Annotated in this window: 7 protein-coding genes; 5 read left to right on the forward strand and 2 right to left on the reverse strand. The window is 71.2% G+C overall.

The genetic code is table 11. The features are described from left to right. The first annotated feature begins 73 nt into the window (after nt 1-73). Genes ACIBNA_RS11195 through ACIBNA_RS11215 form a run of 5 tightly spaced genes read left to right on the forward strand, consistent with a single transcriptional unit; the run spans nt 74 to nt 7674 of the window. On the forward strand, nt 74-2812 hold the full coding sequence (locus tag ACIBNA_RS11195) for a DegT/DnrJ/EryC1/StrS family aminotransferase (protein WP_399164938.1): 2739 nt from the start codon (nt 74-76) through the stop codon (nt 2810-2812). Then, complete coding sequence (locus ACIBNA_RS11200; protein WP_399164939.1) at nt 2812-3837, forward strand: LCP family protein; 1026 nt, start codon at nt 2812-2814, stop codon at nt 3835-3837. Before ACIBNA_RS11195 ends, ACIBNA_RS11200 begins: the two co-directional genes overlap by 1 nt. Nucleotides 3838-3846: 9 nt before the next feature. Beyond that, entirely contained in the window at nt 3847-5442 is a 1596-nt protein-coding gene (locus ACIBNA_RS11205) for a lipopolysaccharide biosynthesis protein (protein WP_399164940.1), read from the forward strand. A gap of 13 nt (nt 5443-5455) precedes the next feature. Next, nucleotides 5456-6676, forward strand: coding sequence for a glycosyltransferase (locus ACIBNA_RS11210; protein ID WP_399164941.1), 1221 nt, complete (start codon nt 5456-5458; stop codon nt 6674-6676). Next, nucleotides 6673-7674, forward strand: a complete 1002-nt coding sequence (locus ACIBNA_RS11215) for a glycosyltransferase family 2 protein (RefSeq protein ID WP_399164942.1) — start codon at nt 6673-6675, stop codon at nt 7672-7674. Before ACIBNA_RS11210 ends, ACIBNA_RS11215 begins: the two co-directional genes overlap by 4 nt. Before the next feature lie 190 nt (nt 7675-7864). Here ACIBNA_RS11215 and ACIBNA_RS11220 read toward each other — a convergent pair whose 3' ends face one another. Both ACIBNA_RS11220 and ACIBNA_RS11225 read right to left on the reverse strand, forming a co-directional pair. Next, a complete protein-coding gene (locus tag ACIBNA_RS11220; protein WP_399164943.1) occupies nt 7865-9238 on the reverse strand; it encodes an O-antigen ligase family protein in 1374 nt (457 codons plus the stop codon). Nucleotides 9239-9256: 18 nt separating this feature from the next. Next, nucleotides 9257-10669, reverse strand: coding sequence for a polysaccharide biosynthesis tyrosine autokinase (locus ACIBNA_RS11225; protein WP_399164944.1), 1413 nt, complete (start codon nt 10667-10669; stop codon nt 9257-9259). Between the last annotated feature and the right edge of the window lie 58 nt (nt 10670-10727).

Below are 10727 nucleotides of genomic sequence, written 5' to 3' on the forward strand. Positions count from 1 at the left end.
GGAGAGACAGCGGACGGCGTCATCGTTCCCGACGGAACGTTCCCCACGGAAGCCAGCACAGGGGGAGCACCTCATGACGGTTCACAAGCTGCGGTCCGGGCAGCAAGCGGTCGGGCGCGGTCGGCCCCCCGCCCCCGACGGCGAGTCGCGTGCCGACGTCCTCGCGCGCGAGCCTGCGGACGGGGACGTGCCCTTCGCCCTCACCTGGATCAGTCCGGAGGCCCGGAGGGCGGCGCAGCGGGTGCTCGCTTCCGGATGGGTGACCACCGGCCCGGAGACGGAACGCTTCGAGCACGAGTTCGCGGAGTATGTCTCGGCCGCCCACGCGGTGGCGGTGAGTTCCTGCACGGCGGCCCTGGAACTGGCGCTGCGAGCCTTGCGACTGCCGGCCGGCGGTACGGTCCTGGTCCCGGCCGTGACCTTCTGCGGCGCCGCCCAGGCCGTGCTGCACGCCGGGCTGCGACCCGTGCTCGTCGACGTGGACCCACGCACCGGGATGCCGACGCCGGCCATGGTGGCCCGCGCGGCCCGGGCGTGCGGCTGCCCGCAGGCGATGATGGTCCTGCACTACGCCGGGTCGCCGACACCGGTCGCCGAACTGGCCGAAGCCGCACGCCTGCCGCTGACCCACGTGATCGAGGACGCCGCACACGCCCTGGGCACGACGGTTGGTGACCGGCCCGTGGGCAGCCTGTCGCGGGCCACCTGCTTCAGCTTCTACGCCACCAAGAACCTGCCCATCGGCGAGGGTGGCATGCTCACCACCGACGACCCGGAACTCGCCGAGCGAGTCCGCCGCGCGCGGCTGCACGGCATGTCCGCCGACGCCTGGCGGCGCGACCTGCCCGGCGGCAGCTGGCGCTACACCGTCGAGGAGGCCGGTCTCAAGGCCAACATGACCGACGTACAGGCCGCCCTCGGGCGGGCTCAGCTCCGGCACTTCGACGACTGGCAGCGGCGTCGGCACGCCCTGGCCGCGCGATATGAGGCGGCGCTTCGGACCGTGCCCGGACTCGCCCCGCTGGAGCCCGCCACCCCGGGGCGGCACGCCCGTCACCTCTACGTGGTGCGGGTGCTCCCCGAGTACGGAACCGGCCGGGACGAACTGATCGAACGGCTGGCGGAGTGCGGTATCGGCACCTCGGTCCACTTCATTCCGCTGCACCACATGCCCCACTTCCAGCGCGCCGCGATCACCCCGCCGGGCGGCCTGCCGGGCGCCGACGCACTGTTCCCGCAGCTGCTGTCCCTGCCCCTGTACCCGCACCTCACCGACCGGGCCGTCGACCGCGTCTGCGCGGAGCTGGCCCGGCTCGCTCCACGGCGTCCGGCCCGGCGGACGGCACCGCCCGCCGGGCTGCGCACCCTGGTCGTCGGCGCGGGGGAGGCCGGTCAGGCGCTCGCCCGGGACCTGGCGCGCACCCCGCAGTTCGGGCTCGACCCCGTGGGCTTCCTGGACGACGATCCGGCCAAGCACCGGGTCGGCGACATCGGGGGCCTGCCCGTGCTCGGCCGGCTCGACGACACCGGGGCGACCGTGTCCGCGCACCGGATCGAGGCGGTGGTCGTGGCCATTCCCGGCCTCGACGCGGCCCGCTTCCAGCGGGTGGCGAGCACCGCGGAGGCCGCGGGGGCGCGCGTGCGGTACCTGCCGTCGTTCATCGCCGCGCTCCGCCGCGACGTGGTGGGCTGCGACATGCGGTCGCTGGATGTGCACGCGCTGATCGGCCGCCCCGAGATGCAGGTGGTGAGCTCCGAGGCGGGCTCCACGATCGCCGGCCGGCGCGTCCTGGTGACCGGAGCCGGCGGCTCGATCGGCAGCGAACTGTGCCACCAGGTGCAGGCCTTCGGCCCGAGCCGGCTGTTCCTGGTCGACCACGACGAGTCGAACCTGCACCGGCTCCAACTGGAGCTCCACGGCGACGCCCTGCACGCCGACGACGTGGTGATATCGGACATCCGTGACCGCCCCCGCATCGACCAGATCTTCCGCGAGCTGCGTCCGGAGGTCGTCTTCCACGCGGCCGCCCACAAGCACCTGCCCCTCCTCGAACTGAACCCCGGCGAGGGCGTGAAGTCGAACGTCCGGGGCACCGAGAACCTGGTCCGGGCCGCGATGGCGAACGGAACCTCGCGGTTCGTCCTGATCTCCACCGACAAGGCGGCCGACCCGGTGTCGGTGCTCGGCGCCACCAAGCGGCTGTCCGAGCTCATCGTGCAGAACGCCCAGCAGGACGCCCCGCCCGGCACCGTGTTCTGCGCCGTTCGGTTCGGCAACGTGCTCGGCAGCCGCGGCTCGCTGCTCTCGGTTCTGGCGGAGCAACTCGGCGCGGGCACCCCGGTGACCGTCACGCACCCCGACGTGACCCGGTTCTTCATGACCGTCGAGGAGGCCGCCGGCCTGGTCCTCGAAGCGGCGCGCATGGCTCAGGGCGGCGAGGTATTCGTTCTCGACATGAGCGCCCCCGTGCGGATCGTGGACCTCGTCCGCGAGTACGCCCGGTCCGTGCACGTGCCCGACGTGGACATCCGCTTCACCGGCCTGCGCCCCGGCGAGAAACTCAACGAGACGCTGTTCTCATCGCAGGAGCACCACACACGCACCTCGCACCCACGCATTCTCGCCGCGACCTCCGTCAGTCCCCCGGTCGCGCCGGCCGGGCTGCTCCCCGTCCTGTACGGCGCCGCGGAACGCAACGACACCGCCGCGGTCCGCCACGCTCTCGCCGACCTCTTCCCCGGATTCCCCGCTTCCCCGCCGGCCCACCAGCGGCACGCGGGCCTGGCCGATCCCTACCCGGACGACTTCTGATGTCCCCGCCCTCCCAGTGGCCGCACTGGGCACCGAGGCAGCGGGCCCGGCCACGCCACAGGCTGGCGAAGCGCCTGCTGGCCTGTCTGGTGGTCGTCGTTCTCACCGTGCTCGGGCTGGGCGCCGGCGGCCTGTGGTGGGCCACGGACCACTACGGGGACCGGGTCACCCGGATACCCAAGGCCTTCCCCGACGGTCCCCGGCCCAAGAGCGGCGAGGGAACGACCTTCCTGTTGGCCGGTGTTGACCTCCGCTCCGAGAAACCGGCCACCGGCAACGAGGCGAAAGACGCGCGGTGGAGGTACGGCGCCCAGCGCAGCGACACACTGATGCTGGTGCACCTCGGTCCCGGCGAAGGCACGGCGTACACCGTGTCGATACCGCGGGACAGCTGGGTGCCCGTCCCCGGGCACGGATCCGCGAAGATCAACGCCGCGTTCTCCTGGGGCGGTCCGCCTCTCCTCGTCCGGACGGTCGAACGGCTCACCGGAACGAGGGTCGACCACTTCGCCGTCATCGACTGGCATGGTTTCCGGTCCCTCACCGACGCGGTCGGTGGTGTGCCGATCACCGTGCAGGAGAACTCCTACGACTCGGAGCAGGGGCGGCACTTCAAGGCGGGCACCTACACCATGAACGGCGAGGACGCGCTCTCTTATGTCCGCCAGCGCCACGGACTGCCCGGCGGCGAGCTGGACCGGATCAAGCGGCAGCAGCAGTTCCTGCGCGGCCTCGTCGGTGAGATCGGCGGCGACGTCAGCATCACCAGCCCGCTGAAGACGAACCGGATACTCGAGGCACTCACCGACGCGGTCAGCGTGGACGACCGGCTGTCCAACGGCGACCTGCGCGGCCTCGTGCTCGGCCTGCGCCATCTGGACTCCGAGGACACCCACTTCACGACCGCGCCCATCGTCCGGTCGGACATGATCGACGGCCAGTACGTCCTGATCCTCGACCGGAGCGGGTTGCGCACTCTCTCCCGGCAGATGGCGGCAGGCCATCCGCCCGGCGCCGGAAAGTGAGGCCGGCCCGTGCGTCTCGGCGACCATATGCTGCGACTCACCGGCCGGATCGCCGCGCCGGACGGAGCAGGGCGTGGCGGACCGGACGACACGGACGGCACCACGCCCGCCCCACTGGCGCGGCGTCTCTTCTCGGGCATGGGCTTCAGCGCGCTGGCGCAGGCGGCTCCGTTGCTCACCAACCTGGCGCTGACGCCGTACCTGATCGGCCAACTGGGGCTCGACCGCTTCGGTGTGTGGTCACTGATCCTGGTCTTCCTGGCCACCCTCGCCGTGCTGGACGGCGGTGTCGGCGCCTCACTGGCGCGCTTCCACGCCTATCACGGAGCCCGCGGCGACCGGGAAGGCACCGGCCGACTGGTCGTCGGGTCGCTGACGGTCTTCGTCGGTCTGGGCGCGCTCGTCACCGGGCTCGGCGCGCTGCTGGCCCCCGTCGTCGTCTCCGCGCTCGACGTACCGCCTCATCTGTCGGGAGAAGCCGAGCAGCTGCTGCTGGCCCTCGGCCCGCTGCTCACCCTGGCCCTGGCCGCCAACTCCGCCATCGCGCTGTTGCAGGCGAACGCCCGCTTCGCCGGTCTCGCAGCCGTCAGTGGCGGATCGTGTCTGGTCTACGCCGTGGCCGTGGTGACACTGATCGGCAGCGGCCCCGACCTCCCGCTGCTCGCCCTGCTCACCGCGGGGCGGTACCTGCTCACCACGGTCGGCGGCCTCTGGCTCGGGGCACGGCACATCCGTATCCGGCGCCCCCTGATGCCACGGTCGGCCGAGCGCCGCGAGTTCGTCGGCTACGCGTCCCGTATGCAGCTGTCGGGGTTCACCGTCTTCCTCAACGGAGAGGTCGACGCCGTGGTCATCGCCGCGCTGCTGCCGGTGCGCTATGTGGGCATCTTCGCCGTCGGCTACCAGGCGGCAACCGCGCTGCGCAGCCTGCCGCTGTACGCCTTCCCGCCGATCCTGACCAGGATGACCCACGTCTACGCCAGGCACCAGCTCCCTGGCGCGGTACGGGAGTTCCACGCGATGCAGTTCCGCTGGCTGCCCGTCGTGCTGACCTATGGTGCGGTGACGACCGCGGCGGTGGGCCTGGCGGTCGAGGTGTGGGTGGGTCCCGAGCTGGCGCTCAGCGGAGCGGTGGCCGCCGTCCTGCTGGCCGGATACGCCGTGCAGGTGGCCTGCACCGGGATGCGCACCTGCTTCGTCCGGGCCATCGGCCGCCCTGGTCTCGAGACGCGCTACTCCTGGTTCTCCACAGCGGTGAATCTCGCGCTCACGGTGCCGCTGACCATCGCGTTCGGAGTCGTCGGCGTCGTCCTGGCCACCTCCGTCGGGATCATGGCGGGCTCCCTGTACTTCGTCGTCCTGTGCCGGCGACTGGCCGACCTGCGCGAACAGCACTTGCCGAAGCGGTGGGTGCCGGCGACCGCGCTGGCGGTGATCACCGCCGTCCTCGGCGACCTGCTGGTGCTGCAACTGGGGTGGCACGGCGCGCTGCCGCTGCTGCTGGCCGGCCTCCCGGTGCCCGCCGGCCTCGCCCTCGCATGGCTGTTCATCGGCCGCGAACTCATCCATGGCCCCAGCGCCCGGGCGGAGACCACGCCCGCGTAAGGAAGGACACATCATGAGCGGAACGACCTCACCGGGACGGGGTGACGGGCGGCCTCGGCGCGTGCTGATCCTGGCTCAGCTCGACGGGTATGCCAACAGCGTCAAGCCCCTGGCCATCGAGCGGTTCCTGCGGGAGCACGGTCACGAGGTGCACCTGGTGGACACCCAGAGCCTGGCGCGGGCCTCCTCCAGCCGCGGCTCGCTCGGGCGGATGCTGCCCGGGTCCGCGCGCCCCGGCAAGCTCGCGCTGTACGCGAACGACGTCGCGTCCAGGATGCTCACCCGGCGGTGGGGTTTCGGACGGCGCCATCTCTCGTACCACGTGCTGATGACGGACCACCGGCTGCGCCGACGCATCCTCAGCAGCGAACTGGCGCTGGACGACTTCGACCTGGTCATCTGCGAAACGCCCTACGACGCGGGCGTACTGACGGCCCACACGTCCGCCGCCACTCTCTACGACTGCCCCAATCCGTGGGCCGACGAGGTGCTCAACGAAGGCCGGCTCACCCCGCGGCAGCACAGGAAGTTCCGAGACTGGGAGAAGGACTTCTTCGAGGAGATGGAGTACCTGTCGTTCTCCTGGGAGACCTACGGCCGCTACGCGCAGGCGAAGTACGGCATCAGTGGCGACAACTTCCTCCAGCTCAACTGGGGTTGCACACCGTTTGCCGAGCCGGCGCGGTTCGCCCGTCCACCCCGCGTCGCCTACCTCGGTTCGCTGAGCGGGCAGTTCATCAACCTTCCGCTGCTGTCCCGGCTGAGCCGGCTGTATCCGTACATCGACGTCTACGGTGGACCACCGCCGGATCCGTCCCTGGGCCTCAACTACCGCGGCTACGCCTCCGCCGAGGTCCTGCGCGACTACCAGTTCGGGCTGATCACCTGTACCCGGGACGCGATCCGTGAAGAAGGCTTTTCGGCCAAGCACCTGCACTACCTCGCGTACGGGCTGCCCGTCCTCGTCCCGGCCTGGCGGCGTCACCTCGACCTGCTGCGCGGATCGGTGCCCTATACCGAGGAGGACTTCGCCACCCGCATCGGCGACCTGAGCGACGAGGCGCGGTGGCGGTCGGTCAGCGACGAGGCATACGAACAGGCCCGGCGGCTGGACTGGAACCGGACGCTCGAGCCGCTGCGGCTGCTGCTGGACGAACTGCGTCCGTACTCCAGGCCGGAGAGCCCGTCCAACCAGCGATACGCGCCCTCCGGCGGGTCAGGTCGTGTGCCATGAACCTCCTCGTCGATGTCGTGATCGTCAACTGGAATACCGGAGAACATCTCCACAACTGCTTGCGCTCCATCGCCCGGGCCGACCAGTCGGTGCTGCGGGTCGGCGAGGTGGTGGTCGTCGACAACGCCTCGAGCGACGGCTCCGCCCGCGACCTTCCGGCGACCGGACTGCGGCTTCGGATGGTGCACAATCCCGACAACCGCGGCTTCGCGACGGCCTGCAACCAGGGCGCCGCGCTCTGCCGCTCCGACTTCCTGCTCTTCCTGAACCCGGACACAGAGCTGTACTCGGACACCCTGAGGATCACCGGCGAGTTCCTCCGGACTCCCGCTGCACAGCGCTTCGGGATCTTCGGCGCACGCATGGTGGACGCGCACGGCCGCCCGCTGATCTCCTGCTCGCGGTTCCCCAGCCCCCGCCTCTGCGCCGGCGGGATGACGGGGCTCGACCGGCTGGCGCCCGCCCTCTTCCCTCCCCATCACCTGCGGCCTGAGGAAATGGCCCGGTCCGGCCAGGTCGATCAGGTCATCGGCGCGTTCTTCCTGGTGCGCCGCCACCTGTTCACCGAACTGAACGGCTTCGACGAGGGCTACTTCCTGTACATGGAGGAAGTCGACTTCGCCCTGCGGGCGCGAAGGCTGGGCCGGCCCTCGTACCATATCGCGCAGGCACGGGTGTTTCACGCCGAGGCGATCAGCTCCGACCAACTGGGGCTGGGGCGGCACTACTTGATGTTGTGCAGCCGCACCCGTTACATGCTCCGGCACTGGCCGAAGCGCCAGGCGTGGCTGCTGATCGGCCTGTCGCTGTCCGTGGAACCGGCCGCACGGCTGCTGGGCGCGGCGTTGCGCGGGCAACCCGTGGACGTGCGGGGCACGCTTGCCGTCCAGTGGGCGTTCCTGCGCTGGCTGCGGCACGGGCGACGGCCGGGGCCGCTTGCGCCGTCACTCCTCCCGGCACCGCAGGTCGCCGAGCCGGAAACCGCCCGTCCGGCGTAGCAGCCCCGTCCGGCGCAGCCCCATCCGGCGTAGCGAGGAAGGGGGTCGGCGTGTGGGGCCGCCGCGGAGGAGACGACTGACGGCTGCGAGACCGTCCGGCCGAGCCGCAGGCACTGTGTCCAGTGGGCGCGCGCCCGGCAGCCTGGGCCGACCGCGCAGTGCCTACCGCGGAGTTGAGAAGTGGCACGGCTCAGACCTCGCTCATCGTCCTTGACTTCGCGGGGCGTCGTTCGGTGGTGCCGGCACCGGCCCGTACCCGCGTCTGGACCGGCAGGAGTGTGGCCACCACGAGTGCGAAGGTCAGCGAATTACTGAGCCCGAAGGACCAGGGACGCTCCAGCACGGAGGCGATGAGCACGGGCAGCAGGACGCAGGCCGCGACCGGAAAGCCCCGGGTGCCGCCCCTGAACAGCAGGTACGCCAGCAGAACCGCGAACAGGAGCAGTCCGACGATTCCGCCCGCGTAAAGGACGTCGATCCACTGGTTGTGCAACGAGGGCGAGGTCGCCGCGGGGATCTCGCCGCCCGGGTACTTGCTGGACCAGGCATCGCCGCCGTAACCGAGGAGCGGAGAACGGGTCCACTCCTCCCGGGCCAGGTCCCAGATGGCGGCACGCAGTCCGAGATCGCCGAAGCGCCCGGGGCGCAGGGGCACGGCGAAGCCAACGGCAGCCGCCCCGGCGAGGACCGCCCCGGCCAGCAGACGGCGGCCCGGGCCGGCCTCCGCGGTCGGTGCCACGGCCGGCTGGTCGGGAAGCCTCGGCCGTAGCAGCACCAGCAGGGCCACCGCGGCGATCGCCGTCAGACTCGCCAGGAAACTGCCGGTGGCGACGGCCACGAAGGCGAGGTAGCCCGCCAGCAGGACGCGGACCCCGCCGCGCAGGGCCAGCCAGACGAAGGGGATGCTCGCCACCACCAGCAGGCTGAAGATGTTCTCGTTGCTGAAAACACCCGCGTAGAGGATCCCGAGGTCGCCGCACGGATTGTCGCTGCGGCAGGGGCGGACGACGCTGGACGGCTCGATGAGCGACTCGATGCCACCCAGGACGGTGTACACCATGGCGACGGCGGCACCGCCGAGCAACGCAGAGCGTCCGGGACGTGCGACCGACGCCGCGAGCAGGGCCGCCAGCAAGGTGAGCTCTCTCGGCGTCCACAACGGCTGCCCGTGCAGGCCGGCGGAGGCGGCCATGGTCAGGACGATCACTGCCGCGATGAGGGGTGCCGCATTGATCCGGGCGCGGGCGAACAGTAGCCGGCTCACCATGAACAGTACGCAGACCAGGAGCATGAGGCCGTTCGCGACGACGCCGATCAGGTTCACCCAGCTCGGGAAACCGATCACCGCGTCGCCGAGGGGGTCCAGGCGCTCTTCCCGTCCGCTGACGATCACGTACGCCGTGGCGGGCAGATTGGCGAGGACTCCGATCAGCAGGACCAGGGTCGAGGTGAGGTCCCAGTCGCGGAAGACGCGGGCCCTGCGAAAGGCGATGGCCCAGGGAATCAGGGACAGCAGTGTCAAGATCCCGATGATCAGTACCGTGGTGGACTGCTGATGCGTCATCGGGAGCCTCCCGTGTGCCTACCGGCTGCGGCCGGCCGGGGCGCGGACGCCATCGGCTGCGGGCGCCGCCCGGTCCTCGGGCTCCGGAGCACGGTGCTGCTGTGGCGCTTGGCGCGGGTGCGGACCGGTGCGCCTGTCGGGCGGCGCGGCGGTGACGACGGCGCCGAGGGTGCGCGCGCCGGCGGAGGCCAGGTTCTCGAGGGCACGGTGCACCTGGTCGTACTTTGTCCTGCCGATGCGGACCACGACGAGCGCCGACTCCGTCTCGCCGGCGAGGATCGCCGCGTCGGCGAAGGGCAGCACCGGCGGGCTGTCCAGCACCACGAGATCCGCCTCCGCCTCGAGGGCGCGCAGCAGTTGTCTCAGGTAGCGGGACGACAGCAGTGCGGCCGGGTCGGGCAGGGGAGTGCCGCTCGGCAGCACGCGCAGCTGTCCGGCCTCCCAGGGCTGGAGGGCATGGGAGAGTTCCGCGCCGCCGGTGACGACGTCGGTCAGTCCGGGGCCCTCGCGCAGACCGAGCGTTGCGGCCAGACGGGGCCGGCGCAGGTCTCCCTCGACGAGCACGACGCGTCGGCCCGTGCGCGCGACGTTGGCGGCCAGGTCGATGGCGGTGTCGGTCCTGCCCTCACCGTGCACGGCGCTGCTGATGAGCAGTGAGCTCGGCATTCCGTCCCGCGGGACGCGGAGGCGGGTCCGCAGCTGGCTGAGCGCTTCGTCGCGCCGGACGCCGCTGTTCCGGTGTCCGGTGTCCCCCCGGCGCCGGGCGGGCCTGGGGAGGGCGCCCAGCGTCGCGACGTCCAGACGGCGGCGGACGTCGCCCGCCGAGCGGACCGTGGTGTCGAGCGAGTTGCGCAGCACGGCGCCCGTGACGCCGACGACGATGCCGCCGAGCAGACCGATCGCCGCGTTCAGAGCGGGACGCGGGCTCGCCGGTGCCGTCGGTGCGTCGGGATTGCCCACAACGCTGGCCTTGACCAGTGCCGGCTCGTCCGCCGAGGTCTTCTCGATGCTGCCGATGTACCTCGTGAACTGGGCGGCGGTCTCGTCGGCGATCGCCTGTGCCCGCGTGGCGGACCGGTCCTGGACCTTGATGTCGACCAGGGTCGTGTCGAGCGGGGCCTGGGCGCTGATCTTCTTCGCGAGTTGCGCGGGTGTCGTGTTCAGATCGAGTTTGCCGATGACGCCGCCGAGTACTGCGGGGCTGTTCGCGATCTGTGTGTAGGACTTGACCCGCTGCTGGGTGAACAGGCCGCCCGCGTACGCGTTGGCACTGTCGTTGTCGTTCGTGGCGATGAAGAGCTGCGCCTTCGCCGTGTAGGTGCGTGGCATCAGGGCGGTCACGGCGGCCGCCGCGACCAGTCCCAGCAGGACGCACACCACGACGAACCGCCACCGTCGGCGCAGCACATCGACGTATTCGCGGAGATCCACGGGAGCTCCTCTGCGATGTGGGGGCGGGCAACTTGACCCTGCCGTACGATGAAGACAT

This window comes from Streptomyces sp. NPDC050164, assembly GCF_044459945.1.
GTDB classification, from domain to species: domain Bacteria; phylum Actinomycetota; class Actinomycetes; order Streptomycetales; family Streptomycetaceae; genus Streptomyces; species Streptomyces coeruleorubidus_A.

Bases quoted from the DNA above. Each gene is read 5' to 3' on its own strand.
- ACIBNA_RS11200 (WP_399164939.1), top strand. From the start codon at position 2,812: ATGTCCCCGCCCTCCCAGTGGCCGCACTGGGCACCGAGGCAGCGGGCC.
- ACIBNA_RS11195 (WP_399164938.1), top strand. From the start codon at position 74: ATGACGGTTCACAAGCTGCGGTCCGGGCAGCAAGCGGTCGGGCGCGGT.
- ACIBNA_RS11220 (WP_399164943.1), bottom strand. From the start codon at position 9,238: ATGACGCATCAGCAGTCCACCACGGTACTGATCATCGGGATCTTGACA.
- ACIBNA_RS11210 (WP_399164941.1), top strand. From the start codon at position 5,456: ATGAGCGGAACGACCTCACCGGGACGGGGTGACGGGCGGCCTCGGCGC.
- ACIBNA_RS11215 (WP_399164942.1), top strand. From the start codon at position 6,673: ATGAACCTCCTCGTCGATGTCGTGATCGTCAACTGGAATACCGGAGAA.